30 protein-coding genes and 1 other RNA gene are annotated in these 26,881 nt (G+C 62.9%); 14 read left to right on the top strand and 17 right to left on the bottom strand.

Annotated elements, in window-relative coordinates:
• Positions 1-81: 81 nt before the first annotated feature.
• Positions 82-1,569, top strand: a complete 1,488-nt coding sequence (locus tag X726_RS160320; protein ID WP_023668750.1) for a carboxypeptidase M32 — start codon at positions 82-84, stop codon at positions 1,567-1,569.
• 10 nt (positions 1,570-1,579) lie between these two features.
• Here X726_RS160320 and X726_RS160325 read toward each other — a convergent pair whose 3' ends face one another.
• Complete coding sequence (locus X726_RS160325) at positions 1,580-3,382, bottom strand: ABC transporter transmembrane domain-containing protein (protein WP_023668749.1); 1,803 nt, start codon at positions 3,380-3,382, stop codon at positions 1,580-1,582.
• A gap of 203 nt (positions 3,383-3,585) precedes the next feature.
• Between X726_RS160325 and rpmE the strand changes: the two genes are divergently transcribed.
• Positions 3,586-3,807: a 50S ribosomal protein L31 gene (rpmE, locus tag X726_RS160330; RefSeq protein WP_023668748.1), complete on the top strand. Its 222-nt coding sequence runs from the start codon at positions 3,586-3,588 to the stop codon at positions 3,805-3,807.
• Between the two features lie 51 nt (positions 3,808-3,858).
• Here rpmE and X726_RS160335 read toward each other — a convergent pair whose 3' ends face one another.
• On the bottom strand, positions 3,859-4,581 hold the full coding sequence (locus X726_RS160335) for a hypothetical protein (protein WP_023668747.1): 723 nt from the start codon (positions 4,579-4,581) through the stop codon (positions 3,859-3,861).
• A gap of 106 nt (positions 4,582-4,687) precedes the next feature.
• Between X726_RS160335 and X726_RS160340 the strand changes: the two genes are divergently transcribed.
• Positions 4,688-5,806, top strand: a complete 1,119-nt coding sequence (locus tag X726_RS160340) for an AraC family transcriptional regulator (protein WP_245261828.1) — start codon at positions 4,688-4,690, stop codon at positions 5,804-5,806.
• Between the two features lie 16 nt (positions 5,807-5,822).
• Here X726_RS160340 and X726_RS160345 read toward each other — a convergent pair whose 3' ends face one another.
• Positions 5,823-6,464, bottom strand: coding sequence for a TetR/AcrR family transcriptional regulator (locus tag X726_RS160345; protein WP_023668745.1), 642 nt, complete (start codon positions 6,462-6,464; stop codon positions 5,823-5,825).
• Positions 6,465-6,581: 117 nt separating this feature from the next.
• Between X726_RS160345 and X726_RS160350 the strand changes: the two genes are divergently transcribed.
• Both X726_RS160350 and X726_RS160355 read left to right on the top strand, forming a co-directional pair.
• The gene (locus X726_RS160350) at positions 6,582-7,409 is read left to right on the top strand and encodes an NAD(P)H-binding protein (RefSeq protein ID WP_023668744.1); all 828 of its coding nucleotides are present in this window, start codon (positions 6,582-6,584) and stop codon (positions 7,407-7,409) included.
• A 1-nt stretch (position 7,410) separates the two neighbouring features.
• The gene (locus tag X726_RS160355; protein ID WP_023668743.1) at positions 7,411-7,887 is read left to right on the top strand and encodes a DUF1772 domain-containing protein; all 477 of its coding nucleotides are present in this window, start codon (positions 7,411-7,413) and stop codon (positions 7,885-7,887) included.
• Between the two features lie 33 nt (positions 7,888-7,920).
• Here X726_RS160355 and X726_RS160360 read toward each other — a convergent pair whose 3' ends face one another.
• The 4 genes from X726_RS160360 to X726_RS160375 form a co-directional block, all read right to left on the bottom strand.
• The gene (locus tag X726_RS160360; protein ID WP_023668742.1) at positions 7,921-8,232 is read right to left on the bottom strand and encodes a SelT/SelW/SelH family protein; all 312 of its coding nucleotides are present in this window, start codon (positions 8,230-8,232) and stop codon (positions 7,921-7,923) included.
• Positions 8,229-9,017 carry an RDD family protein gene (locus tag X726_RS160365; RefSeq protein WP_023668741.1) on the bottom strand — a complete coding sequence of 263 codons (789 nt, stop codon included), beginning with the start codon at positions 9,015-9,017 and terminating at the stop codon, positions 8,229-8,231. Before X726_RS160365 ends, X726_RS160360 begins: the two co-directional genes overlap by 4 nt.
• An 81-nt stretch (positions 9,018-9,098) precedes the next feature.
• Positions 9,099-9,848, bottom strand: a complete 750-nt coding sequence (locus X726_RS160370; protein WP_023668740.1) for a YebC/PmpR family DNA-binding transcriptional regulator — start codon at positions 9,846-9,848, stop codon at positions 9,099-9,101.
• A gap of 180 nt (positions 9,849-10,028) precedes the next feature.
• On the bottom strand, positions 10,029-10,352 hold the full coding sequence (locus tag X726_RS160375) for a helix-turn-helix domain-containing protein (protein WP_023668739.1): 324 nt from the start codon (positions 10,350-10,352) through the stop codon (positions 10,029-10,031).
• 50 nt (positions 10,353-10,402) lie between these two features.
• Here X726_RS160375 and X726_RS160380 point away from each other — a divergent pair, with 50 nt between their 5' ends.
• From X726_RS160380 to X726_RS160390, 3 genes are read left to right on the top strand one after another with little or no spacing between them, the layout of a single operon-like run.
• Complete coding sequence (locus tag X726_RS160380; protein WP_023668738.1) at positions 10,403-10,885, top strand: SRPBCC domain-containing protein; 483 nt, start codon at positions 10,403-10,405, stop codon at positions 10,883-10,885.
• A 20-nt stretch (positions 10,886-10,905) separates the two neighbouring features.
• Positions 10,906-11,268, top strand: coding sequence for a glyoxalase/bleomycin resistance/dioxygenase family protein (locus tag X726_RS160385; protein WP_023668737.1), 363 nt, complete (start codon positions 10,906-10,908; stop codon positions 11,266-11,268).
• Positions 11,269-11,297: 29 nt separating this feature from the next.
• Positions 11,298-11,780 (top strand): SRPBCC family protein, encoded by a 483-nt coding sequence (locus X726_RS160390; RefSeq protein WP_023668736.1) that lies wholly within the window; start codon positions 11,298-11,300, stop codon positions 11,778-11,780.
• A gap of 21 nt (positions 11,781-11,801) precedes the next feature.
• On the opposite strand, the gene X726_RS160395 is transcribed toward X726_RS160390, so the two are convergent.
• The 5 genes from X726_RS160395 to ssrS form a co-directional block, all read right to left on the bottom strand.
• Entirely contained in the window at positions 11,802-12,563 is a 762-nt protein-coding gene (locus X726_RS160395) for a TerC family protein (protein WP_023694576.1), read from the bottom strand.
• Positions 12,564-12,636: 73 nt separating this feature from the next.
• Complete coding sequence (locus X726_RS160400) at positions 12,637-13,461, bottom strand: YmdB family metallophosphoesterase (protein WP_023668734.1); 825 nt, start codon at positions 13,459-13,461, stop codon at positions 12,637-12,639.
• Positions 13,462-13,517: 56 nt separating this feature from the next.
• Positions 13,518-14,045 (bottom strand): DUF3592 domain-containing protein, encoded by a 528-nt coding sequence (locus tag X726_RS160405; protein WP_196813862.1) that lies wholly within the window; start codon positions 14,043-14,045, stop codon positions 13,518-13,520.
• 82 nt (positions 14,046-14,127) lie between these two features.
• Entirely contained in the window at positions 14,128-14,712 is a 585-nt protein-coding gene (locus X726_RS160410) for a 5-formyltetrahydrofolate cyclo-ligase (protein WP_023668732.1), read from the bottom strand.
• A 92-nt stretch (positions 14,713-14,804) separates the two neighbouring features.
• Positions 14,805-14,960: non-coding RNA, 6S RNA (gene ssrS, locus X726_RS1000000168600), on the bottom strand.
• Positions 14,961-15,109: 149 nt separating this feature from the next.
• Between ssrS and X726_RS160415 the strand changes: the two genes are divergently transcribed.
• A complete protein-coding gene (locus tag X726_RS160415) occupies positions 15,110-15,949 on the top strand; it encodes a MoxR family ATPase (protein WP_023668731.1) in 840 nt (279 codons plus the stop codon).
• A 43-nt stretch (positions 15,950-15,992) separates the two neighbouring features.
• Here X726_RS160415 and X726_RS160420 read toward each other — a convergent pair whose 3' ends face one another.
• Entirely contained in the window at positions 15,993-17,531 is a 1,539-nt protein-coding gene (locus X726_RS160420; protein ID WP_023668730.1) for an MFS transporter, read from the bottom strand.
• 142 nt (positions 17,532-17,673) lie between these two features.
• On the opposite strand from X726_RS160420, the gene X726_RS160425 reads away from it, so the two are divergent.
• From X726_RS160425 to msrB, 5 genes are all read left to right on the top strand, one after another.
• Positions 17,674-18,537 carry a LysR family transcriptional regulator gene (locus X726_RS160425; protein WP_023668729.1) on the top strand — a complete coding sequence of 288 codons (864 nt, stop codon included), beginning with the start codon at positions 17,674-17,676 and terminating at the stop codon, positions 18,535-18,537.
• Between the two features lie 58 nt (positions 18,538-18,595).
• Positions 18,596-19,042 carry a GNAT family N-acetyltransferase gene (locus X726_RS160430; RefSeq protein WP_023668728.1) on the top strand — a complete coding sequence of 149 codons (447 nt, stop codon included), beginning with the start codon at positions 18,596-18,598 and terminating at the stop codon, positions 19,040-19,042.
• A gap of 306 nt (positions 19,043-19,348) precedes the next feature.
• Positions 19,349-20,539 carry a VWA domain-containing protein gene (locus tag X726_RS160435; protein WP_023668727.1) on the top strand — a complete coding sequence of 397 codons (1,191 nt, stop codon included), beginning with the start codon at positions 19,349-19,351 and terminating at the stop codon, positions 20,537-20,539.
• Between the two features lie 16 nt (positions 20,540-20,555).
• Positions 20,556-21,353 (top strand): hypothetical protein, encoded by a 798-nt coding sequence (locus X726_RS160440; protein WP_023668726.1) that lies wholly within the window; start codon positions 20,556-20,558, stop codon positions 21,351-21,353.
• Between the two features lie 100 nt (positions 21,354-21,453).
• Positions 21,454-21,858, top strand: coding sequence for a peptide-methionine (R)-S-oxide reductase MsrB (gene msrB / locus X726_RS160445; RefSeq protein ID WP_023668725.1), 405 nt, complete (start codon positions 21,454-21,456; stop codon positions 21,856-21,858).
• A gap of 62 nt (positions 21,859-21,920) precedes the next feature.
• Here msrB and X726_RS160450 read toward each other — a convergent pair whose 3' ends face one another.
• The 4 genes from X726_RS160450 to pyc form a co-directional block, all read right to left on the bottom strand.
• Positions 21,921-22,232 carry a hypothetical protein gene (locus X726_RS160450; RefSeq protein ID WP_023829292.1) on the bottom strand — a complete coding sequence of 104 codons (312 nt, stop codon included), beginning with the start codon at positions 22,230-22,232 and terminating at the stop codon, positions 21,921-21,923.
• Between the two features lie 7 nt (positions 22,233-22,239).
• Complete coding sequence (locus tag X726_RS160455) at positions 22,240-22,680, bottom strand: hypothetical protein (protein WP_023668723.1); 441 nt, start codon at positions 22,678-22,680, stop codon at positions 22,240-22,242.
• Positions 22,681-22,772: 92 nt separating this feature from the next.
• A complete protein-coding gene (locus X726_RS160460) occupies positions 22,773-23,033 on the bottom strand; it encodes a DUF2312 domain-containing protein (protein WP_023668722.1) in 261 nt (86 codons plus the stop codon).
• 150 nt (positions 23,034-23,183) lie between these two features.
• Complete coding sequence (gene pyc / locus X726_RS160465; protein ID WP_023668721.1) at positions 23,184-26,642, bottom strand: pyruvate carboxylase; 3,459 nt, start codon at positions 26,640-26,642, stop codon at positions 23,184-23,186.
• Positions 26,643-26,881: the final 239 nt, after the last annotated feature.

The following is a 26,881-nucleotide window of genomic DNA, read 5'->3' as shown; positions in this document are numbered from 1 at the left end:
CAAGCTGCATAGCCAGCTTTGAGGGTTGCCAATCCTGGCGCGTTGGTATCTTTTCCCGCGGTCCAAAACGCGGAACCTGTCATGTCTTTTCAGAAGCTCGATGATCTCGGCCACAAGCTCGAAGCGCTGGAACATGCGCTCGCTATCCTCGGCGCCGACGAGGCGACCCACATGGCCGTCGGCGGCGGCGAGAAGCGCGCCGAAGCCATGTCGTCCCTGGCCGGGATGCTGCATATCAGGGCAACGGCGCCGGAGATCGCCGACTGGCTCGCCGCCGCCGAACAGGAGGCGCTGAACGAGGAGCAGCAGGCGGCGGTCCGCGAACTGCGTCGCCAATACACCAACCTGACCTGCCTGCCGGTCGAATTCGTCGAGCGCCAGACGGTGGCGCGTATGCGCTCCGAGCAGCTCTGGCGCGACCTGCGCGGCAAGAATGACTGGGCCGGATTCCTGCCGGCGCTCGAAGGTGTCATCGCGCTGGTGCGCGAGGAAGCCGCCCTGCGCGCCGACGCGCTCGGCCTCGATCCCTACGACGCACTGATGGAGCAATACGATCCTGGCAACCGCGCCGCCGACATCACGCCGGTCTTCACCGAGCTGAAGACATTCCTGAAGGGCTTCGTGCCGGAAGCGCTGGCCGTACAGGAAGCGCGACTGGCCAAGCGCCCGCTGAAGCCGCTCTCCGGCAGCTATGCGATCGACAAACAGCGCGAGCTTGGTCTCGCCATGATGGCTTCGGTCGGCTTCGACCTCACCCATGGTTCTCTGTCGGTATCGCACCATCCCTTCTGCGGCGGGGTGCCGAGCGACGTTCGCATCACCACCCGCTACAAAACGTCCGATTTCCTGTCGGCTTTGATGGGCGTGCTGCACGAGACCGGCCACGCGCTCTACGAGCAGAACCTGCCGAAGGCCTGGGCGCACTGGCCGCTCGGCAAGGCGCGCGGCATGGCGGTGCATGAAAGCCAGAGTCTGTTCGTCGAGAAACAGGTCGGCCGCAACCCCGAATTCTGGCGCTGGGCGCTGCCCGTGGTCGAAAAGCATCTCGGCGAAGCCTGGTCGCTCGACGACATCCTGCCGCATGTGCACCGGGTCGAGCGCGGCCTGATCCGCGTCGACGCCGACGAGGTCACCTACCCGCTGCATGTCATCCTGCGCTACGAGTTGGAGCAGGAGGTGGTCTCGGGGCGGCTGCAGGCGGCCGACCTGCCCGAAGCCTGGGACGCCAAGATGCGGGAGTATCTTGGCCTTTCGACCATCGACAACCCAGCCGACGGACCGATGCAGGACGTGCATTGGCCAGGCGCCGCCTTCGGCTATTTCCCGTCCTATACGCTGGGCGCTATGATGGCGGCGCAGCAATGGGCTGCGCTGACGCGCGACCATCCTTCAGCCGACAGCGACCTCGCCAAGGGCAATTTCGCCGCCATCAATGACTGGCGCCGCGACAAGATCTGGTCGCAGGGATCCCGCTGGTCGACGCCCGAACTGCTTGAGCGCGCCACCGGGGAAAAGCTCAACGCCGCGTATTTCACCGAGCATCTCCGCAAGCGGTATGGTCCCGCCTGATTGCGGGTTGCTACTCCGCGGCACCCCTGAAGGCGCTTGCTCCGGTTTCGAACTGCAGCTTGGCCAGCCTTGCATAGATTCCGCCCTTGGCGACCAGGCTCTGGTGCGTGCCTTCCTCGACGATGCGGCCGCCATCCATGACCAGGATGCGGTCGGCCTTCAGCACGGTCGCCAGCCGGTGGGCGATGACGATGGTGGTGCGGCCCTGCATCAGCCGTTCCAGCGCCGTCTGCACCAGCGTTTCGCTTTCGGCGTCGAGCGCCGACGTGGCCTCGTCGAGCAGCAGGATCGGCGCGTCGCGCAGGATGGCGCGGGCGATCGCCACGCGCTGGCGCTGGCCGCCGGACAAGGTCACACCGCGCTCGCCGACCTGGCTGTCGTAGCCCTTGTCGAGCCTGAGGATGAACTCGTCGGCCAGCGCGTCCCTGGCGGCGGCCTCGATCTCGGCATTCGTCGCGCCCGGCCGGCCAAAGCCGATATTGTCGCGCGCGCTTGCCGCAAAGATGGTGACATCCTGCGGCACGATCGCAATGCGCTCCCGCACTTCAGCCGGATCGGCTTCGCGCACGTCGACGCCGTCAATGGCGATGCGGCCAGTTTCGGGATCGTAGAAGCGCAGGATCAGCGAAAAGACGGTGCTCTTTCCGGCGCCCGACGGGCCGACGATCGCCACCGTCTCGCCGGGCTTGACCTGAAAACTCAAGCCGTGGACGGCGGCACGGTCCGGCCTTGCCGGGTAGGAGAAGGAGACGTCGTCGAAACTGATCGCGCCTGTCGCCTTGGCGGGCAGCGGCAGCGGATTGGCCGGCGGTTGAATCGCCGGCGTCTCGTCGAGTATCTCGGTCAGCCTTTCGGCCGCACCCGCCGCCTGGGCAAGCTCGCCCCAGACTTCCGACAGTGCGCCCAGCGCGCCTGCGGCAAACACGGAGTAAAGCAGGAACTGGCCGAGCGTGCCGGGCGACATCGTGCCGGCAAGCACGTCACGCGAGCCGAACCACAACACCGCCACGACCGAGGAAAAGATCATGAAGATGGCAAAGAAGGTGAGCAGCGAGCGGGAGAAGATCGACGAGCGCGCCGCCTGGAAGGCGGCTTCCACCGCGGCCGAGAACCGCCCGGTGACCAGCGTCTCGTTGGTGAACGCCTGCAGCGTGCGCACCGCGCCGATCTGCTCGCTGGCATAGGCGGTCGCTTGCGCCAGCGTGTCCTGCGCCTGCCGTGACCGGCGCCTCACCGAACGGCCGAACGCGACCAGCGGCAGCACGATGAGCGGAATGGCCGCGATCACCAGGCCCGACAGTTTCGGGCTGGTGACGACCATCATCGCCACCGCGCCAAGGCCGAGGATGACGTTGCGCAACGCCACGGAGGCGGTGGCGCCGACGGCGGATTTCACCTGCGTGGTGTCGGCGGCAAGCCGCGAGACGATCTCGCCCGACTGGGCGGTGTCGAAGAAGGACGGCGAAAGCGTCGTGACATGCGAAAACACGTCGCTGCGGATGTCGGCAACGACCCGCTCGCCGAGCGTGATGACGAAGTAGTAGCGTCCGGCCGATGCCGCCGCCAGAATGGCTGCCATCGCCACCAAAGCAGCGAAATATTCGGCGATGAAGACGGTGCCGGAAGCGCTGAAACCGTGGTCGATCATGCGCCGCACGGCCAGCGGCAGCGCCAGCGTCGTCGCTGCGGCGATGGCGAGCGAAATGAGGGCGCCTATGACCAGTTTGCGGTAGCGGAATATGTAGGGATATAGGCGCCTGAGCGGCCCGAGCGAGCGCCTGCGCCCGTCTTGCTCGCCGCTGATGTCCGCCATGACCGTTTCCTCTGGCCGCTCCAGGTGGGCGCGTTCAATATGCGCCTGCCGTGGCCTTGTGATTCAATTCCGGCTGATGTATAGGCTCGCCGACCGTTTTAGAAGCCGTGGCTTTTCAATAGCTGCGGCTTCGAGTTTTAAAAAGGGGCGCATCGACGCAGGCCGCGGGCCCGTCTGTAGCGCGCAAGCCAGGAAGCACGACAATGAAGGCCGATATCCATCCCGACTACCACACCATCAAGGTCGTCATGACCGATGGCACCGAATACTCGACCCGTTCGACCTGGGGCAAGGAAGGCGATACGATGAACCTCGATATCGACCCGACCACGCACCCGGCCTGGACCGGCGGCCAGCAGACCCTGCTCGACCGCGGCGGCCGCCTGTCGAAGTTCAAGAAGCGCTTCGAAGGGTTCGGCCTTTAAGCCTATCGGCTTTCGCAGATCAGGAACCCGCCCTTGTGGCGGGTTTTTTGTTCAGCGGATCGTGGCGCGGACGAAATCGCCTTTGATGACGATCGAGGGTTTGGCACCGGAAGTGTTGGCAAGCGAACTGTCGACGAAGGACGCCGACGCGGTCACCGAGTAGCTGATTTGAACCTGCCTGCCGAAGGTCAGCGTGGCATCCAGCGCCTTGCCGGCAATGGCGAAAGTCTCGTCCTTCCGGATGCTGCCATAGGCGAGATTGGCCCTCAGCGCCTCGCCCTTGAGATCGATGCGTGAAGCATGCCCTTCGAGCGAAACATCGGCCGCCTTGCCGGTAATGGCGATGCTGGAGAAATTCCCCGTCATACTGGCCAGCAAGGCCGCCTGGTCGATCGACACCGAACTCTCGGGCGCAATGTTGGCGTTGATCTCGACCCTGCAATCCGAAGGGTCCAGCCAGGACGACGGAGCGACATTGATGCGCAACGTCGAGGCCTCTCGCTTCATGTCGCTGGCGGTGCGGCAGTCATTAGCGAACCAGGACGAATACCAGCTGGCAAACCAGCCCTCGCGGCGGCTGCCGATCGTCGCCTGGTAGGGTTCTGCACCTGAAGTGGTCAGCTTGACCGAGCTTGCCTCGCCGGTGATGATGATGGCGGTAACACCGACGAGATCGAGCGTCTTTGCGGCATCACCGGCCACCGGCGGTGCCAGGGCAACTGCGGCAAAGGGCAGCAAGACGAGAATTGCGGATTCATCATTGTCTCCGATCATGGGTGGGCGGTCGCGAAAGGACCGCGGCGTTGCCCAGATGATCCGAGACGTCGATTTTCGCGACCTCGATCACGATCCGGGACGACCGTGAACGCAATCCAGGTCATTGTCGGCCGCCCGGTCCATCGTCGGCCGCTTTGGAACCACGCTTGCGATCATGATCTTCATTCCCTTGCCATTCGTCGTTGCCCTGCTGCTCGTCATCCTGCTCGTGCAGATGATCCGCCGAAACGAGGCCGATCTGCGCGAAAACATATTTTTCATGCTGCTGATGGCTGCCTACGCCTTGCAGTCGGTGCTGATCGGTATCCGCTGGGGCTACGAAGTCAGGGCAATCATGCCTTTCCAGGCGGTGTTGGCGACATTGATCGCGCCGCTTGCCTGGATAGCTTTTAGCGGTCTGGCGAGGGAACGCTCGCGGCATCGCCTGGCTTCGCTGTGGCCGCATCTGTTGCCGGCCTGTCTTGTGGCCCTGCTGCTGATCTTCTGGCGCGAGCCGGTAGGCCCCGTGATCATGCTGGTCTTCCTGTGTTATGGCGTCACCCTTCTTTGGCTTGCGCGGGTCGGGCCGGACGGCCTTGCCGAGTCGCGTCTGGACGGTGTCTTGCGCTCCTACCGGGCGCTGCTGGTGACGACGCTGGCGATCCTGGCCTCGCCGGTCACCGACATCATCATCAGCCTCGACCTCGAATGGACCGGCGGTGCCCATTCCGGCGCGGTGATTGCCGCCGGCAATGTGCTGGCGCTGCTGCTGCTTGGCGGTGCAGCCGCGGTGGCCAGCGAAACCGCGCCTCTGGATGACGATGAAGACGATGGGCCGCAAGCCACGCCACGGGCGACGAGCGAGGATTCCGCGGTCGCAGCGGCCGTCGACGCGCTGATGCAGTCAAAAGAACTCTACAGGGACGTTGACCTCAACCTCGGCCGTATCGCCAGGCGCCTCGGCCTGTCGGCGCGGCAAGTGTCGTCGGCGGTCAACCGCATCCACGGATCGAGCGTGTCGCAATATGTCAACAACCAGCGCATCGGCGAAGCCTGCCGCCTGCTGGCGGCCAGCGACGAACCCATCACCCGCATCATGTTCGACGCCGGGTTTCTCAGCAAATCGAACTTCAACCGCGAGTTCCTGCGCGTGACAGGCTTGAGCCCGAAGGCTTGGCGGCTGGAGCATCGGCCGTCGAAGCGAAATCTCGCGGCCATGCCGTTGCCAGGCGAGACAAAATGAAGGCGGGCGACACCGGTCAGGCGCCGACTAATTCCCGCAACGCCATGCGCTTGTAGGCGGCGACCAGCCTGTCGCCCTCCTGCCGGTCGACCGAGATCGCCAGCCGCACGGCAGCCTCGCCCATCTGCCAGACCAGAAACGCTGTGGTCTCCAGCGCCACCGGATCGGCGCCGGGATGCAGCCGCTTCAGCACCATGGTCAGGAATTCGGCATTCGCCCGGCTGTCGGCGAGTTCGAGCTGGCGCAGCGCCTTGTCGGCCTGCGTGCCCGACCAGATGTCGCGCATCACCGGCTCGGCCAGGAACAGCTGATAGTAGATATCCACCAGCTCCGAAAACGCCTGCCGCAGGCCCTCGGCGTCGACGACATCCTTGAGCGCCGAGGAGATGCAGGCCTGGCTTTCGGCGGTGTAGCGCTCGGCCAGCGCCCAGACGATCGCCCGCTTGTCGGGAAAGAACTGGTAGAGCGAGCCGATCGACACCGCGGCCCGCTCCGCCACCTCGCCCATGCGCATGGCGTCGCTGCCTTGCTCGGCAATCAGCGCCGAGGCTGCGGCCAGCATGCGCTCGACCCGCTCGCGGCTGCGCTGCTGGGTGGGCGCCCGTCGCGGCGATGCGACCTGCTCCTGGGCAGATGCGGGCGTTGCTGTGTCTTCCATGACGGCCTCCGGTCTCGACAAAATCTGCCAACAAACGGCTTGACTCCCAAAATACGAGGGTTTATCACATTTTGCAAATGTGAGGATTACTCATATTTGTAACAAAGGAAAACCACCATGACCGACACCAAACCAGTCCTGATTCTCGGTGGCACTGGCAAGACCGGCCGTCGCCTCGCCGGGCGGCTGACCTCACAGGGCATTCCCGTGCGCATCGGCTCGCGTTCCGGCAGCCCCCGCTTCGACTGGGAGGTTCCGGCGACCTGGGAGCCTGCCATGCAGGGCGTGGGCGCCGTCTACATCAGTTACTATCCCGACATCGCCGTGCCGGGCGCCGCCGAGACCGTCGGCGCCTTCGCCAGGCTTGCGGTGGCAAATGGCGTCACCCGCATGGTGCTGCTCTCCGGCCGCGGCGAGACCGAAGCCCAGCGCGCCGAAGAGATGGTCAAAGCCTCGGGCGCTGACTGGACGATCCTGCGTTGCGCTTGGTTTTCGCAGAATTTCAGTGAAGGTTTTCTCGTCGAGTCCTTGCGGCAAGGCGAAGTGGCTTTGCCTGTCGGCCCTGTTGGCGAGCCCTTCGTCGATGTCGACGACATCGCCGATGCTGCCTTCGTTGCGCTGACCGAACCGGGTCATGTCGGCCAGCTCTATGAGTTGACCGGGCCGCGGCTGCTAAGCTTCGCCGACGCGGTTGCCGAGATCGCCAAGGCGACCGGCCGCGACATCCGCTATATCAAGATCTCGCATGACGAATTCACCGCCGCGACGGCGGCATACGAACTGCCGCCCGAAATCGCCTGGCTGCTCAACGAGCTGTTCACCGAAGTGCTTGACGGCCGCAACGAGACGCTGACCGACGGCGTCCAGCGTGTGCTCGGCCGCGCGCCGAAAGACTTTTCCGCCTACGCAAATGAAACCGCTGCAACCGGCATCTGGAGCAACTGAGATGATCAAGCTTCTTCCCACCCTCACCATCATCGCCGCCATCGGCTCGGGCGTCGTCGGCGGCGTGTTCTTCGCCTTTTCCAACTTTATCATGGCGGCGCTTGCCCGGCTGCCGGTCCCCCAAGGCATCGCAGCGATGAATTCGATCAACATCACGGTGATCACGCCCACCTTCATGACGGCGCTGTTCGGCACCGGCCTGCTCTGTCTGGTGCTTATCGCCGCCGTTCTCATGGGGTGGAGCCAGTCCGGCTCATACTGGCTGCTTGCCGGCGCCGTGATCTATTTGATCGGCAATCCGATCGTGACCATGGTCTTCAATGTGCCGCTCAACGATGCGCTCGCCGCCGTCGACCCGGCCAGCGCCAATGGCGCAGCCGTGTGGGCGAACCATCTGAATCAATGGGTGATGTGGAACCACGTCCGCACCATCACCGCCATCGTGTCGATGGCCTGCTTCATGTTCGCATTGCTCTGAAAAATGACACTTCGCAAACGCAAGGACCTCGCCTCAAGCGGGGTCCTTTTGCGTGTGACCCTTGCGGTCGGAATGACCGAGATCGCGGCCCGGATCGATGACGTCGCGCACCAGCTGCTTGAGCTTGGCGGCATCGGGAAAGCCGCCGTCGCGCTTGCGGTCCCAGACCAGCACATCGTTGCAGGAAACGGTGAAGATGCCGCCTGTGCCCGGCACCAGCGTCACTTCACCAAGATCCGTGCCGAAGGTGGAGAGCAGTTCCTGCGCCATCCAGCCGGCCCGCAACAGCCACTGGCACTGCGTGCAATAGGTGATGACCACGCGGGGCCTCTCCGGCACACTCATGTCTGGGCCTCCTGTATGCGCACCGTGGTATTTGCGAATCGATCGTGTATCGGGTCGTCGCCCAGAGCTATGGATATCGCAATCCAGACCGGCCAGATCAGCACCAAAACGAGGGCAGCGGATGCAACCACTATTTCCAGGCTGGAGTAATCCTGCACGCCACCGGGAGCGGTGCCCCAAGCCTGAAAAGCATACCAGCTTCCCGTCAGGACGATCGGTAATGCGCCGAGAAACTTGATAAGTTGCCGCCGAACAGCCTTTCTCGCCGGCAGGCCGACCCTATGTCTGTCGTCCTCATCATGTACAGTGAGCTCCGTGGGCCGCTTGCCGATTGATTGGCCGGACTTCAACTCCATAATGAGGAGATAAGACGCCAGAGCGATCAGCTCGAGGAAACCCAGGTCCAATGCTGCAGGCCTGAAATTCCCTTGCGAATCCAGATCGATCGAGATGGAGGAGGTTTCTCCAGGCTTTGAGCCCGGCGCCGTACCCACGCTCCATATGGCGACCGGCAAACCGAGTACTGATGTTCTACACACCTGCCAATCATAACGGGCAAGTGTCGGGGCACCGTGAACCGTACCCTCCTGGCATAGTTTCCAGTTCAGCCAAAAGCTGCCTTTTACGCCACCGTTGGTCAGCAGAAATAGAGCCCCTACGAGCAAATAGAGGGCGATCAGGATTACAAGGTAGTCGATGAGTGCAGCGAGAAACCGTCGCCATATGCCGGGCCGGCGAGGCCAGGCCACCGCATCGGCAAAACTTGCCTCTTTATACTCGGTCATCGGCCCCCCCTGATAACTGACTAATCTATAGGCAGGCCGCCGTCATACAGCAATATTCGCATCCGACTGTATTGCACGGACCTACGCCGCGCTGAGCTTGGCCATGGTCTCGTCGTCGACCTCGAAATTGGCGTAGACGCTCTGCACGTCGTCATCGTCCTCGAGCGTTGCCACCAGTTTCATCAGCGATTGCGCCCGCTCTTCGTCGACCGGGACATTGTTCTGCGGCTGCCAGATCGGCTTCACCGATTCGGCCTCGCCAAGCGAGGCTTCCAGCGCCTTAGACACTTCGCCCATACTCTCGAACGCACAGTAGATGGTGTGGCCTTCCTCGTCGGACTCGACGTCATCGGCGCCGGCCTCGATCGCCGCGTCCATCACCTTGTCGGCGCTGCCGGCGGAGGCCGGATAGTAAATCTCGCCGGCGCGGTTCCACATGAACGACACCGAGCCGGTTTCACCAAGCGCACCCCCGGCTTTGGTGAAGGCGGCGCGCACGTTCGAGGCCGAGCGGTTGCGGTTGTCGGTCAGCGCCTCGACGATCAGCGCCACGCCGCCTGGCCCATAGCCTTCATAGCGCACCGCTTCGTAATTCTCGGCATCGCCCATCGATGCCTTGTTGATGGCGCGCTGGATGTTGTCCTTCGGCATCGACACCGCCTTGGCGTTCTGAATGGCCAGGCGCAAACGCGGGTTCATCGACGGATCCGGTGTTCCGCTCTTGGCGGCGACGGTGATTTCGCGCGCCAGCTTGGAAAACATTTTCGACCGCACCGCGTCCTGCCGGCCCTTGCGGTGCATGATGTTCTTGAACTGTGAATGGCCGGCCATGGCACCCCTGTCGTCTTCGGCTAGAGCATCCCGAAGCGAGGTGGTCTCACCTCGTCCTCCCGGGTACTCGAATTCAAATTTTCAGAGCCGTCCAAGGTGCAACGCGATGGATGCACGGCGTTCTCTGTCGGAATGGCCGGCTTATAGATAAATCGGCTCAATTCGTCCAGCCGCGCCGGTTCAGCCCTCCAGATCGGACTTCAGCCGGTCGATAATGCTGAGCGCATGGCCGGCATACTGGCTGATCCAGCGGTCGTGGATGTGCTTGATCGGCAGCGCGTTGAGATGGTTCCAGCGCTCTCGCCCTTGGCGCTTTGCCACCACCAGTTCGGCTTCTTCCAGCACCTTGAGATGCAGCATGACGGTGCAGCGATCGATGTCGGGAAACGCCTCGCACAACATGCCGGTCGTCTGCGGCGCATCCTTCAGCCGATCCAGCAATTCGCGACGGCGCGGATGCGCCAACGCCTTGAAAACGTGATCGTCTGCGGTTTGGCTTGACATGTTATGTTTCTATAACATATCGTCGAGCCAATCAAGGAGGAGCTGTGGATATGTCTCTTGGATTCAGAGTTTCCGGGCGCATCGGCAAACCGGTCGCCGAAGTCTTCGACGCCGTCGTCAATCCCAAAAAGCTGAGTGGCTATTTCACCACCATCGGCGGCGCCAGCGCGCCGCTGAAGGCCGGCACCGGGGTGGTCTGGTGGGGCAAGGTGCCCGTCGAAGTCGATGAGGTGATCAAGGACCGCCATATCGTGCTGCGCTGGGATGCCACCGATGCCGAAGGCAAGCCCGCCTACAAGACACGCATCGAGATGAACTTCGAGCCGCTGGACGATGGCGGCACCCTTGTGACCATTGCTGAATCCGGCTGGCCGGAAGGCGTGGTCGGCCTGCAGAAATCCTACCTCAATTGCGAGGGCTGGTCGCAGATGCTGGCCTGCATGAAGGCCTATGTCGAATACGGCATCAATCTGCGCGACGGCTACTACCGCGGCGAGATGAGGGGCGAGCCGGCCAACGAGACAAACAGATGAACAGCGCAACGGAGCCCGCAATAACCGCGAAAATGACAGGTGGAATCAACATCGCCATGAAAGTCCCGTCACATCAGTACGAGGCGACGATCGCCTTCTATCGCGACGTCGTCGGCTTGAATCCATTCACCGCCAAGACGCCGGCCATCGGCTTCGAGCTTGGCCCAAACCGTCTGTGGATCGACGAGGCGCCGATGCTGAGCCAGGCCGAAGTCTGGCTTGAGCTTTTCACCGACAATTCTGCAGCCATTGCGGATCATCTCGCCAAGGCCGGCGTCGTCCGTTGCGACGCGGTCGAGCCCCTGGGCGAAAGCTTTCGCGGCTTCTGGATCGCCAACCCGGCCAGCATCGTTCACATGGTGCGCGAGCCTTACGCCTGGTGAGCGCAAACCGGACAAGGAAAGGAGCATCGATGGAAATTCACAAAACGCCGACTGCCGAAGCCGGCATGCTGATCAGGCGGCCGGTCGCCGAGGTCTTCGAGGCGATCGTCGACCCGGCCATCACCACGAAATTCTGGTTTACCCACAGTAGCGGCCGGCTGGATAGCCGCAAAGAGGTTCGCTGGGAGTGGCGCATGTACGGGGCCTCGGCGATGGTCAATGTCAGCGAGATCGTCGAGAACAAGAAGATCGTCATGCAATGGAGCGATCCGCCGACCACTGTGGTCTGGACATTCACGGAGATGCCCGGCGCCGAAACGCCTGACGGTGCGACCTTTCTTGAGGTCAGCAATTTCGGCTCCGCCGGCACCGCCGACGAGCAGGTCAAGCAGGCGGTCGGCTCGACCGACGGCTTCGCACTCGTTCTTGCCGGCGCAAAGGCATGGCTGGAACAGGGCCTGTCGCTTGGCCTGATCGGCGACCGTTATCCGAAGGGCGTGCCGGGGCGCTAGGATCGCCCCGATCGCCCAGCCTCAATGCCCACCGCTGGATTTCTTCCTTCGCCGCGCCAGCATGTTGAGGCCCTCGACCAGGGCGGAAAAGCCCATCGCGGCGTAGATGTAGCCCTTCGGCACATGATAGCCCATGCCGTCGGCGATCAGCGTCATGCCGATCATCAGCAGGAAGCCCAGCGCCAGCATGACGATGCTCGGGTTCTTGGCGATGAAATTGGCCAGCGGCCCGGCCGCCAGCATCATCACGCTCACCGCCACGATCACGGCGATGTACATGATGGCAATCTCGTCGGTCATGCCGACGGCGGTGATGATCGAATCGATCGAAAAGACGAGATCGAGCAGCAGGATCTGGAAGATGGCGCCGGCAAGCGAGATCTGCAGCGTCTCGCCCATCATCGTATCCTTGTGGTCGTCGGGATCGACGGTGTGGTGGATTTCCTTGGTCGCCTTCCAGACCAGGAACAGGCCGCCGGCAATCAGGATCAGGTCGCGCCAGGAAAAGCCATGGCCGAACGCTGTGAACACCGGCGTCGTCAGCTGCACGATGATGGAGATGGTTGCGAGCAGCACCAGCCGCATGATCAGCGCCGCCGAGATGCCGAGACGGCGGGCGCGGGCGCGCTGCGCCTCAGGCAATTTGTTGGTCAGGATCGAGATGAAGATCAGATTGTCGATGCCGAGCACGACCTCGAGGACGATCAGCGTCAGCAACGCGACCCACGCGGTTGGATCGGAAACAAATTGAAAATGCGGCGCAAAGAACTCGATCAGCTGCATGGAGGTCGTCCCCTCTTTAACGATCTAGAGCAGTTTCGTCGCCAGTTAGGTACTTTACTCGACTATATCAATGTCAAGACCAGAAGGATGGCGCGGTTTCTTCGAGCCGCGGCCCGCGACGAAAAGGCGCGATCTTCTCGGTCAGGCCGGTGCGGTCGGAAATAGTGACGCCGACGCCGCACAATGTCGCCGGTCCGGTCGCCGCCTCGAAGCGGCCTTTCGGCACTTTCGACAGGAAGCGGTTGAGCGGCTCTTCCTTGTCCATGCCGAGCGAGGAATCATAGTCGCCGCACATGCCGGCATCGGACATGTAGCCGGTGCCGCCGTTGAGGATCTGGTGGTCGGCCGTCGGCTGGTGCGTATGGGTGCCGATGACGAGGCTGGCGCGGCCGTCGACGAAATGCGCGAAGCACATTTTCTCCGAGGTCGCTTCGGCATGGAAGTCGATGACCACGGCATCGGCCTGCTCGCCCAGCGGACAGGCGGCCAGCTCGCGCTCGCCGGCCTGGAACGGATCGTCGAGCTCGGGATGCATGAACACCCGGCCCATGATGTTGGCGACCAGCACGCGCGCGCCGTTTTTGGCGATATAGACGCCGGAACCGCGCCCCGGCGTGCCCTTGGGGAAGTTGGACGGGCGCAAGAAGCGCTCCTCGCGCGGCGCGAAGACCAGTGCGTCGCGCTGGTCCCAGACATGGTTGCCGGTGGTGACGACATCCGCACCGGCGGCGATGGTGTCGCGAAAAATGTCTTCGGTGATGCCGAAGCCGCCGGCGGCGTTCTCGCCATTGACGATGACGAAGTCGAGTTTGAAATCCGAGATCAGGCCGGGCAGTTGTTCCCACACCGCCGTACGTCCCGATTTGCCCACCATGTCGCCGAGGAAGAGAAGTCTCATGCCCACTTCTATCCAGAGGCACGGACGCTAGGCAAGCGCTACCCGGGCGATTGGCGCTAACGCCGGCCGAAAGTACCACGCTGCTGTTGAGGCGGCTTGGCGCTCGCGCCCGCAACGCGAACTGCCGAAGGCATCATCGGTGACGCCGGCGGTGCGGTGCGTCCGCGCAGCCAGAAGAACCACACGTAAAAAACAGTGAACCCACCAGTAGCGGCCAGGAGCAACAGCCCGCCGCGCCAGCCCTTCATCGCCGCGGTATCGAGGATCGATGGATTGGCAGGGTTGTAATACAACTTCACCGCGTCGCCTTTGGACGCCGTGTAGAGGCCGATGTCCTTTCCCTTGCCGGACCACGTCATCGGTGCATCGTTCGCGACATAGGTGACAGCGACGTTGATGCCTTTCGCGGTGAGGCCATTACCCTGGGCTTCGCTGTAGGAACTGACATCCGTCACTGTGGCAACCGTCTGATGCCAGGCGAACTGGTGGTGCAGGGCCGTTCCGGAAATGTGCAATGCCATCGCGAACAGCGTTACCGCGATGAGGACGAACGGCATCAGCAGGAAGCGTGCGAAGACAAACATGATGGCCGCCATCGGCTCGGACTGTGTTGCCGGAATTCTATCCGGCACGTCTTGGAAACGCGTTAAGCGGGATCGCGGTCTTTTAAGCGATGTCGAAGCGGCGCAAACCGCTCTCGGTGAGTATTTCCGGGATGATGACGTCGTGCGCCTCATCCGGCACCAGACCCACCTCCTGGCAATCGAAGGCGATGCCGATCAGTCGTGGCGGCTGGCCCTTGTCGATCAGCCTGGCGATGGCGCGGTCGTAATAGCCGGCGCCATACCCGATGCGATGACCGCGGCTGTCGAAGGCCGCGAGCGGCACCAGCATCACCGCGGGATCGAGAACCTCGGCCTCCGCATGCGGACCGACCGTGCCAAAACCCATCTCGACCATCGGCGCGCCGCGCACCAGTTCGCGAAAGACGATGGTGGTCTTGTCGAGGATGGCCGGCAGGCAAAGCCTGGCCCCCTTCTCGCGCAAGGCAAACATCAGCGGCCTGACGTCGACTTCCGATCGCATCGGCCAGAAAGCTGAAACGATCTGACCCGGCTCGATGGCGAGGTGGTCGCGCGCCGTCTCGGCCATCTCAAGCGCGATCTCCACCCGCCACAGCGGATCGAGCGCATCGCGACGGCCGAGTGCCTCGAGGCGCAACTGCTTTTTCAGGTCTTTGGGAGATGTCATGCGCGGACGATAGAAAAGGTCGGATCTGGGTGACGTTTCATGAGCGACGTTTTCTACCACATCATCCGCCAAACTGGGCGGATACAGGTAAGTGACGATCCACACAACCGGTGGAGAGAGCGATCCCGGGAACCTACAAAGTAGGTGGGCGCCGTATGAGAAAACCCACGGGTCTTCCCAGGGACAGCTCCCTAAGGATCGTTAAGGCCCCGGGGAAAATGTTCTCCTGCCGGGAAGCGCAGACCGCCAAGCCCAATATAGGCGGCTGGTCGGTCAAGCGCTAGTGACATGAGCCGATGTTTCCATTTCGATCTCACACGCTTGCGTCGCAGCCGGCTCGCCCTTGCACAGGTCAAGCAGCGTCCTTACGATCGCGCTCACCAACCGAGGAGCAAGTATGCGTTTCGAAGGCACGGCGGCCTATGTCGCCGACAAGGATCTGATGGTGGCGGTGAACGCCGCGATCGCGCTGGAGCGGCCATTGCTGGTCAAGGGCGAGCCGGGCACCGGCAAGACCGAGCTTGCCCGCCAGGTGGCATCGGCGCTCGGCCTCGACCTGATCGAATGGCACGTCAAGTCGACCACCCGTGCGCAGCAGGGACTGTATGAATATGATGCTGTCTCGCGGCTGCGCGACAGCCAGCTCGGCGATGCCAGGTTCAACGACATCAAAAACTACATCAAGCGCGGCAAGCTCTGGCACGCCTTCGCGGCCGGTAAGAAGGTCGTGCTGTTGATCGACGAGATCGACAAGGCCGATATCGAATTCCCCAACGACCTTTTGCAGGAACTCGATCGGATGGAGTTCTTCGTCTACGAAACCGGCGAAACGATCCGCGCCGCTGTGCGCCCCATCGTCATCATCACTTCCAACAATGAGAAGGAACTGCCCGACGCCTTCCTGCGCCGGTGCTTCTTCCACTACATCCGCTTTCCCGATGTCGACACGCTGCACAAAATCGTCGACGTGCACTATCCCGGCATAAAGCAGAATTTGGTGCGTGCTGCCCTGACCCAGTTCTACGAGATCCGCGATATGCAGGGGTTGAAGAAGAAGCCGTCGACCTCCGAGGTGCTCGACTGGATCCGCCTGCTGGTCGCCGACGACATCGCACACGAGGATCTGCGCGCCGACCCCAGGAACGCGCTGCCGAAACTGCACGGCGCGCTGCTGAAGAACGAGCAGGACGTGCATCTGTTTGAGCGCCTTGCTTTCATGGCCAGGCGGCAGGGATAAGGATCGGCGGGCGGGCTGAGCGCTATGAGCGGGCTTCGGCCGATCACTCGGCCGCCGCAAGCCCTGTCTCCTGCGGCGCGACGCGCTTCGGCCCGAAGATGACGAAGCCGATGACCGACAGGGCGAGAACGCCGATCCCGCAATAGAGCATGACCCAGCCGAAACCGTTGACCAGCGCGGCATGCACGATGGCGCCGGACGGGTCGAGGGCTGCGAGCTTCGGCGTCCCCTGCGCAAGGCCCTCCAGATTGCCGGTGGCGACCCTTTCCGCCAGTGCCCGCAACTCATCCGGCTCCAAAGCCGCGCCGAGTGTGGCCCGCAGGTGGGAAACGATACCTTGCGTCAGCAGCAGGCCGAGCACCGCGATGTTGATAGCGAGCGTGATCAGGCGTGCGCTGATGTCGATGCCGGACGCCATGCCGGCACGATCCGGCGATACCGCGCCGGTCGTGGTATTGGTGGTCGGCGAATTGGTGAGACCGATGCCGATGCCGGCAATCAGCGTGCCGGGCAGCATGGTCAGCCAGGTGGCGCCCTCGAGCCTGGAGCCGATCCACATGGCGATGAAACCGATCCCTAGCGTCAGCAGACCGAGCGGGATGGCAATTCGTGCCTGATAGCGCGCGCGAATGCGCTCGGCGATCGGCGGCATCACCATGAAGGGCAGCGTGTAGACGAGCAATAGCAGGCCGGTCGTCGTGCTGTCGTAGCCGAGAACGCCGGAATAATAGATCGGCAGATAGATGATGAACGGCCAGTAGCTGAAATTCATGCCGATGGCGCCCATGATCGCGCCGGAAAACTGGCGGATGCGGAACACGGAGAAATCGAACATCGGATAGGGATTGACCCTCTCGGCGACAAGGAAAGCGATGAACGCAGCCACGGAGGCTGATATCACGCCGATGCGGGCGCTGTTCCCGAGATCCGCACCCTGCGTAATCAGATAGGAGAAGCCGAACACAGAAGCCGACAGCGTCAGCATGCCGGCCCAGTCAAGCTTCTGGGCGTTGTGATCGCGCGATTGCGTGACACCGGCGCCGATAAAGGCGAGCGCCAGGATCGCCAGCGGCACGTGGATGAGGAACACCCATTGCCAGTTCGACAGCGCCACGATCAAGCCACCGATGGCGGGCCCGAAACCGAGCCCGATGCCTGAGACGACGCTCCAGGCGACGAAAGCCTTGCCGCGTTCGCGGCCGTCCTGGAACTGATGCGACAGCACGGCGACGCTGCAGGTCAGCATCGCGCCGCCGGCGAGACCTTGCAGGAAGCGGGCGGCGATCAGCAGCGCCGCACTCGGCGCCAGGCCGCACAGCAGCGAGGCGAGGCCGAAGGCGACGGTGGTGATCACCATCACGCTCTTGCGGCCGAAACGGTCGGCCAATGTCCCTGTCGCCATCAGCACCGTGGTGCAGGCAATGGTGTAGGCGTTCATGATCCATTGCAGGTCTTTGAAATCGGCGGCGAGCACGCTTTCCAGTTTCGGCAGGATCACCGGCACGCTGGAGATTTCGAGCCCGAACAGCAGCGACGCCAGGCACACGCCGGTGAGCGCTATGGTGTTTCGTTGAATTGGCATATCGATCTCTTTCCATCCGAGCATGAGGCGCTCTTCAAACCGCGACCGGTTTGAGATAGAGGAGACTCGACCATGAAAAAAGGCTATGCTCGGCTATATCAGAAATGACAAAACGGAATGATTGGCCCAATGGAGTGCTGCGATGACCAGTCTTGATGTGGACGCCGTACGAACCTTTGTGATGGTGGCCGATCTGCAGAGCTTCACCCAGGCGGCATCGGCGCTGGGCAGCACGCAGGCGACGATCAGCGTCAAGCTGCGCCGCCTTGAGGAGAAGCTCGGCGCGCGATTGATCGAAAGAACGCCGCGCCGCGTCAGCCTGTCGGCACGAGGCGCCGTCTTCCTCCCCGCCGCGCGCGACTTCCTTGCCGCGCACGAGCGCGCCATGGCGGAGTTTGCGTCAGCACCGTGCCGGCTTGCGCTCGGCTTTGTCGATCATGCCGCCGGTCCGGCGCTGTCCATTCTGATTGCCCAGCTCCATGCGCACGATCCATCGCTGACGCTCAGTTTGAGGATCGATACCAGCACGGTGCTCAAGGAAGCTTTCGATCACGGCGAGCTCGACGCGGTTATCGTGCACCGCGAAGGCGACAGCCGTCCTGGCCGGACCTTGTCGCGCAACCACTATGGCTGGTTCGCCGCACCTTCCTTCGAGTGGCAGCGCGGAACGCCGTTGCGCCTCGGGCTCTTAAGCACCGTGTGCAACTGTCCGGATCGTGTGCGGGCGGTCGAGGCGCTGGACAAAGCAGGCATCGCCTGGGAGGAGGCCTTCGTCGGCGGCGGCGGCGCGGCCGTCAACATTGCGATATCGGCGGGCTTTGCCGTTTCGGCGCTGGCTCACTGCGTCGCTCCGCCCGGCCTGATCGAGGTTGGCCGCAAGCTCGGCCTGCCGTCGCTTGACCCCTCCGAAGTGGTCCTGCATTCGCACAATCTGGCGCCGCGGGCGCGTGACGCGCTGCAAATGCTGGCGACCGCATTTCGCGAGTACAATTCGCCGGTGGATTAGGCGATGGTGTTTCCGATCTGATTCCGCCGGAATCCGATAAGGCCTTGGAGGAACCGAAATGACCGAGATCACCGTCCGCCCGCTGGCGCTGGCCGACCATGCCGACTGGCGGCGGCTGTGGACTGCCTACCTCACCTTCTACGAGACCAAGCTGCCGGACGAGGTCTACGACATCACCTGGAAACGACTGTTCACGGAAGGTGAATTCGAACCGAAGGGGTTTATCGCCACGCTCGACGGCAAGGCGGTCGGCCTGACCCATTATCTCTATCACCGCTCCGGCTGGTCGGAGAAAAACAACTGCTACCTGCAGGACCTGTTCGCCGACCCTGATGTGCGCGGCAAGGGCATCGGTGCGGCCCTCATTGAAGCGGTCAAGCAGGAAGCCGGCAAGATCGGCGTCAAGAACGTCTATTGGATGACCCACGAAACCAACGCCACAGCGCGCAAGCTCTACGACCATGTCGCGCGGCGGACAGGTTTTATCGAGTATGATCTGCTATGATGCGAGCGCGGTCGAATTAACGCGGAAGGAGCCGAATGATCCGCTATGTCGGAATCCTGGATGGCAGTGACGGCGTTTGGGGAGTGCGGATGCCCTATCTCGCCGGCTGCCACGGGGCCGGCGCAAACCCGGCTGAAGCGATAGCCGATGCCGCGTCGGCTATGCGCGAATGGGGCGGAAGCCCGCATCGCAAAGCACTTGCCCATGCCCAACCCACGTACTGTGGCAAATCTTCTGCAATCCGGCGAAATCGACAGTGCCCGTGGCGACTCCGCCGTGACCGTTCGGCATAGATAACGGCCAACCATGTTCCTCCCCTTCTTTCTCGAACTGAAGGCCGCGCGGGTTCCCGTTTCGCTCAGGGAATATCTGTCGCTGCTGGAAGGGCTGGAGGCCGGGCTGGTCGACTATGACGTCCAGGGTTTTTACTACCTCGCCCGCGCCGCGCTTGTGAAGGACGAACGCCATATCGACCGCTTCGACCAGGTGTTTGCGCATGTCTTCAAGGGGATCGAGGCGCTCACCGGCCCCGATGCCGTCGGTGTCGCCAACATCCCTGAGGAATGGCTGCGCCGGCTCGCCGAAAAGCACCTGACCGAGGAAGAGAAGAAGCTGATCGAGGCGCTCGGCGGTTTCGACAAGCTGATGGAGACACTGAAGCAGCGGCTGGAGGAGCAGAAAGGCCGCCACCAGGGCGGCTCGAAATGGATCGGCACCGGCGGCACTTCGCCTTTCGGCGCCTATGGCTACAATCCCGAAGGCGTGCGCATCGGCCAGCATGAAAGCCGAAATCGCCGTGCGGTGAAAGTCTGGGACAAGCGCGAGTTCAAAAATTTCGACGACGCCGTCGAGCTCGGCACCCGCAACATCAAGGTGGCGCTGAAGCGCCTGCGCCGCTGGGTGCGCGAGGGTGCGGAGGAAGAGTTCGACCTGCGCGGCACCATCCATGCCACCGCCGAGCACGGCTATCTCGATGTGCAGACGCGCCCCGAACGGCGCAACGCCGTGAAGCTCTTGATGTTCTTCGATGTCGGCGGCTCGATGGACGACCACATCAAAAGCGTCGAGGAGCTGTTTTCGGCCGCCCGCGCCGAATTCCGCCAGCTCGAATATTTTTACTTCCACAACTGCCTTTACGAGGGCGTCTGGAAGGACAATCGGCGCAGGCATGCCGAGACCATCCCGACCTTCGATCTGCTTCACAAATACGGCCCCGACTACAAGGTGATCGTCGTCGGCGATGCCTCGATGAGCCCTTACGAGATCGCGCATCCCGGCGGTTCGGTCGAGCATTGGAATCCGGAAGCCGGCAGTGTCTGGCTTGGCCGCCTCATCCAGCAATGGCCGAATGCGGTCTGGCTGAACCCCGAAAACCAGAAAAACTGGGGCTTCACCCATTCGATCGCGATGATCCGCGATCTCTTCGGCGGCCGCATGTTCCCACTGACGCTGGCCGGGTTGGAAGCCGCGACGAAGCAGCTCTCACGCAAGCATTGATATGAGAGGAAAACCGATGACCTGCTTTCTTTGCCCGCAATGCGGCGTCCAGTTCGCGGCAACGCAGACCCCTCCAGAAAATTGCCCGATCTGCGAGGACGAGCGACAATATGTGCGCTGGGAAGGCCAGGCCTGGATCACTGGGGAAGAACTCTCTGCCGGGCATAGGCTTGTGATGAAGGACGATGCCGGCGTTCTCGCTTTCGGCATCGAGCCGCGCTTTGCTATCGGCCAGCGGGCGCTGCTGGCGCAGACGCCGCACGGCAATGTGCTGTGGGATTGCATCTCGATGGTGAGCGACGAGGCGGTAGCCGAAATCAACCGTCGCGGCGGCCTGGCCGCGATCGCTATTTCGCACTGCCACTATTATTCGGTGATGGTCGAGTGGAGCGAGGCGTTTGGCGGCGTGCCGATCTATCTCCATGCCGACGACCGCCAGTGGATCATGCGGCCGCACAACGCCATCGTCAGCTGGGCGGGCGAGACGCTGGCCATAAACCCGTCGCTGACACTCGTGCGTTGCGGTGGCCATTTTGCCGGCGGCCAGGTGCTGCATTGGAAACGCGATGGCGGTAACGCCCTGCTGTCCGGCGACATATTGCAGGTGACGCCGACGCGTCGCCATGTCAGCTTCATGTACAGCTATCCGAACTACATTCCGCTCAATGCGCCGGCCGTGCGACGCATCGCGGCGGCACTTGAGCCTTTCGAATTCGACGACATCTACGGCGCGTGGTGGCAGCAGAACATCATCGGCGGCGCAAGAACGGCATTTCATGCGTCGATCGCCCGCTATCTCCAGGCGATTGGGTAGGAGCTCGGCTGAAAATGCGAGCAAAACACGTAACAAACGCCTATCTCTAAGCGAAGATAGCTTGCAACCAACAACAAGCCGCCAAGGCTGAGGAGATCAAATGGACACCCACACCTACCCTGTCACCCGCACCGACGCCGAATGGCGCGCCCGCCTGACGCCCGAGCAATATGCGGTCATGCGCGGCCATGGCACCGAACGGCCCGGAAGCTGCGCCCTGCTCTACGAAAAGCGCGCCGGCACCTTTTCCTGTGTCGGCTGCGACCAGCCGCTGTTCGAATCCAAGCTCAAGTTCGAGAGCGGCACCGGCTGGCCGAGCTTCAATGATCCGGTGCCCGGTTCGGTCGAAAACACCGTCGACCGCAGCTACGGCATGGTCCGCACCGAATGCCACTGCGCCCGCTGCGGCAGCCATCTCGGCCATGTCTTCGAGGACGGCCCGCCGCCGACCGGCCTGCGCTATTGCATCAACGGCGTGGCGCTGAAATTCGAGCCGGCGCCTTAAGCCGCAGCTTGACCACCATCTTCAAAGGGCGGCTTCGGCCGCCCTTTTTCGTGTCAATCTTCTCAGACAACCACCACCAGGATCAGCCAAAGCGTAGCCCCGAGCGTCATCAACGAAGCCTTGGCGCCACTGGATTTTTCCGTGGTTCGCCAGACGGCAAAGGTCAGAAAGATGTTGTAGGGCACGGGCGCGAAATGCACCGCCAGGACGACGGCGAGCGGCAGCTTCAAGCCGAGCAGAATGAGCGCGGCCACCGACGAGGCGATGTTGATCGCCGTGCCGACAAGCACTAGATCGCGCCAGAACAACCGCTCGACCGGCACCGCGCCTTGCCAGCGCGAGTCGAAGAAGGATCCGATGCTTTGCACCAACACCTGATAGCTATCCCTCTCCCAGCACGTCGGTGACGGCGCGCTCGAAGCGCGAGCATTCCGTCACCAGCCAGTCGGCCATGGCCGGCCAGTTGTCCTCGGCATAGCAGTTCACCCGCCACATCGAATTGATGCCGAGGCCCTCGCAGCTCTGCTCCGGCCTGAGCTTCAGCCAGTCTTCGATTGCCGGTTGGAACGGCTTCAGCCGCGACCAGACCCCGGTCGCGCCGAACTTCTCGTTACGGCCGAAAAAGACGCCAACTTGGCTTTGCGCCGGCGCGACATACATGGACAGGACCAGAGCGAAGTCAGGCAGCCCGCGCTGCCAGAACCAGGGTCCGCGCCGCGCCATGGAAGCGCGTTCCTCCGGATGCCGTTCGGCGAACAGCGCCCAGAAGCTGCGTTGGCGGAATTCAGAGGCGCGGCGGGCGCCGAAGTCGAATTCGCTCATGGTTCGATGCCCGTCCAGCATCATTCCTTGGCCCGAGACTGTTTCGAAATTCGCTCCGGCGATATCAGCCGGAGTAGAATTTCCAGACAGCCTTACACCATGCCGAGCGCGGCCTTGTAGAGATCGAGGATGGTTTCCTCTTCCTGGCGCTCGGCCTGGTCCTTCTTGCGCAGCCGGATGATCGACCGCATCGCCTTGGTGTCGAAGCCGGTGCCCTTGGCCTCGGCGAACACTTCCTTGATGTCGTCGGCGATGGTCTTCTTTTCTTCCTCGAGCCGCTCGATGCGCTCGATGAAGGCGCGCAACTGGCCGGCGGCAACAGTCTGGCTGGTATCTGTGATGTCGTCGGCCATGTTTTTTCTCCGCTACTTTTTAAGCACCGCGATTCTGGCGCGGTAAATTGGGAGCGGGTTCGATGCCCGAGCAGGCGCGGCGGGTCAAGCCATTATCGGCGCTTCGTGAACGGCTGCTGCCAGCCGTCCCCAGTGTGATGGATCCGCGCGTCAGCCAAACGCGATCAACAGATCCTTCGCATCGATCTGATCGCCGGCCTTGACCAGCACTTCGGCCACTGTGCCGTCGCGCTCGGCATGCAGGGCCGTCTCCATCTTCATGGCTTCGATCGACAACAGCACGTCGCCGGCCTTGACCGCTTGGCCGGCGGCAACCGAAAGGGCGGAGACCACGCCCGGCATCGGCGCGCCGACATGCGCCTCGTTGCCAGGCTCGGCCTTGCGCCGAGCCTTGGCCGCCGAGGCGCCATGCGCCCTGTCCGGCACCCGGACACGGCGCGGCTGGCCGTTGAGCTCGAAGAACACGGTGACCATGCCCTTCTCATCGACGTCGCCGATCGCAAGGCAGCGCACCACAAGCGTCTTGCCTTTTTCGATGTCCAGGAAGATCTCGTCTTCGGACTTCATGCCGTAGAAATAGGTCGGCGTCGGCAGCACACTGACCGGCCCGTAGGTTTCCTGCGCGGCGGCGAAGTCGGTAAACACTTTCGGATACATCAGCCAGGAGGCGAATTCGTACTCCGAGAGCTTGCGCTCCAGCTTCTGCTCGATCTCCTTGCGGCTGGCCTTCAGGTCGGCTGGCTTGAGCAGCGAGCCCGGCCGCACGGTGATCGGCTTGCTTTCCTTCAGTGCCTTCTTCTGCAGCTTCGCAGGCCAGCCGCCCGGCGACTGGCCGAGATCGCCGCGCAGCATCGAGACGACCGAGTCCGGGAAGGCGATGTCCTTGGCCGGGTTTTCGACGTCGGCAACGGTCAGATCCTGGCTCACCATCATCAGCGCCATGTCGCCGACCACCTTGGACGACGGCGTCACCTTGACGATGTCACCGAACATCAAATTGACGTCGTGATAGGCTTGTGCCACCTCGTGCCAACGCGTTTCCAGCCCGAGCGAACGCGCCTGCTCCTTGAGGTTGGTGAACTGGCCGCCCGGCATTTCGTGCAGATAGACTTCCGAGGCTGGCCCCTTGAGATCGCTTTCGAAGGCCGCATACTGGTTGCGCACCGCTTCCCAGTAGAAGGAGATGTTGCGGATCCATTGCGGATCGAGGCCGGGATCGCGCTCGGTTCCCTTCAGCGCCTCGACGATCGAGCCCAGGCAAGGCTGCGAGGTGTTGCCGGAGAAGGAATCCATCGCCGCGTCGATGGCGTCGACGCCACTTTCCACGCCGGCCAGCACCGTCGCCGCCGACAGGCCTGACGTGTCGTGGGTGTGGAAATGGATCGGCAGGTCGGTCGCCTCGCGCAGCGCCTTGAACAGCACGCCGGCGGCAGCCGGCTTCAAAAGCCCGGCCATGTCCTTGACGGCGATGATATGGGCGCCGGCGGCCTGCAATTCCTTCGCCAGCCCGACATAGTACTTAAGGTCGTATTTGGCGCGCGCCGGATCGAGGATGTCGCCGGTGTAGCAGATCGCCGCTTCGACCAGCTTGCCCTCGGCGCCCACCGCGTCCATGGCGACACGCATGTTCTCGACCCAGTTCAGGCAGTCGAAGACGCGGAACAGGTCGACGCCGCCGGCCGCCGCCTGGCTGACGAAATGTTGCACCACATTGTCGGGATAGTTGGTGTAGCCGACGCCGTTGGCGCCGCGCAGAAGCATCTGCAGCAAAAGGTTGGGGGCCGCTTCGCGCACTTTGCTCAGCCGCTCCCACGGATCCTCGGTCAGGAAGCGCATGGCGACGTCGAAAGTGGCGCCGCCCCAGCATTCCAGCGACAGCAGCCGCGGCAGCGCCCGCGCATAGGTGCCGGCAACGCCGGCAATGTCATGCGTACGCATGCGGGTGGCGAGCAGCGACTGGTGGCCGTCGCGCATCGTCGTGTCGGTGACCAGCACCTCTTTTTGCTCACGCATCCAGGCAGCGAATTTCTCCGGCCCCAGCGTGTCGAGCTTCTGCTTGCTGCCATCAGGCACATTGCCGTTGAGATAGGGCACGACGGGCGCTGCCGCATCGGCCTTGGGCATCGGACGGCCGCGGGTTTCGGGATGGCCGTTGACGCTGACGTCGGCCAGATAGTTGAGCAGCTTGGTGGCTCGATCCTGCCGCTTCACCTGCGCGAACAGCTCCGGCGTCGTGTCGATGAACCTGGTCGTGTAGGAATTGTCGGCGAAGCGCGGGTGGTTGATGATTGCCTCGAGGAAGGTGAGGTTGGTCGCCACGCCGCGGATGCGGAACTCGCGCAAGGCCCGGTTCATGCGGGCGATCGCCTCGGCCGGTGTCGGGGCCCAGGCAGTCACCTTCTCCAGCAGCGGATCGTAAAAGCGGGTGATGACCGCGCCCGAATAGGCGGTGCCGCCGTCGAGGCGGATGCCGAAACCGGCGGCTTCGCGATAAGCGGTGATGCGGCCGTAGTCCGGAATGAAACTATGCTCCGGATCCTCGGTCGTTATGCGGCACTGCAGCGCGTGACCGTTCAACCTGATATCGGCCTGCGCCGGCACGCCCGACTCTTTCGTGCCGATGGCAAAGCCGTCCAGTATGTGGATCTGCGCCTTGACGATGTCGATGCCGGTCACCTGCTCGGTGACGGTGTGCTCGACCTGGATGCGCGGATTGACCTCGATGAAGTAGAATTTGCCGGTGTCGGCGTCCTGCAGGAATTCCACCGTACCGGCGCCGATATAGCTGGTCTCGCGCGCGATCTTGAGCGCATAGCCGCAAAGCTCCTGGCGCAATGCCTCGCTGAGATAGGGCGCCGGCGCCCGTTCGACGACCTTCTGGTTGCGGCGCTGGATCGAGCAGTCGCGCTCGAACAGATGTACAGCGTTGCCATGCGTGTCGCCGAGCACCTGGACCTCGACATGGCGAGCGCGCTCGATCAGCTTTTCGAGATAGACCTCGTCCTTGCCGAAGGCGGCCTTGGCCTCGCGCTTGCCTTCCATCACCTCGCGGGCGAGGTCGGCTTCCGCGCGGATGGCGCGCATGCCGCGCCCGCCGCCGCCCCATGATGCCTTGAGCATCACCGGATAGCCGACTGTCTTGGCGAGCTGCTTGACTGCTTCCATGTCGTCCGGCAGCGGTTCGGTTGCCGGCACCACCGGCACGCCAACCTCGATGGCCAGATTGCGCGCGGCGACCTTGTTGCCGAGCCGGCGCATCGTGTCGGGCTTCGGTCCGATGAAGGTGATGCCGGCCTCGGCGCAGGCATCTGCGAATTCAGGGCTTTCCGACAGGAGGCCATAGCCCGGGTGGATGGCGTCGGCGCCGGACAGCCTGGCGACCCGGATCACTTCCTCGATCGACAGATAGCTTTCGATCGGCCCCATGTCCCTGGCCAGATGCGGCCCGCGCCCGACTTGGTAGCTTTCATCGGCCTTGAACCGATGAAGTGAATATTTGTCCTCCTCGGCCCAGATCGCCACGGTTTTGAGGCCGAGCTCGTTTGCCGCGCGAAAGACGCGGATGGCAATTTCGGACCTGTTGGCGACGAGGATCTTCATGATGGCCAAGGAAGGAGGCTCCGGACAGGGAGGGATGGGGCGGAGGCATGATTAACGCGAAAATGCTGCAGTGCAACCAAAATCGAGGAGAGATTAAACCGATTTAAATGCGATTCTAGCACCACGGCTCGAAAAGCTGCGTGCGATTGGCGCCGCGAGGTGACGCTAATTGTCGTGCCCGCACAAATTCGACCCCGGCTAACGGCTTGTCCAGCCACCCTCGCTGCCGCCCTGTCACCAACAAAAAT

The sequence above is a fragment of the Mesorhizobium sp. LSJC285A00 genome, assembly GCF_000503155.1.
GTDB lineage: Bacteria > Pseudomonadota > Alphaproteobacteria > Rhizobiales > Rhizobiaceae > Mesorhizobium.
Note: the sequence above shows the minus strand (reverse complement) of the source record. Positions and strands in the feature narration are given on the sequence as shown.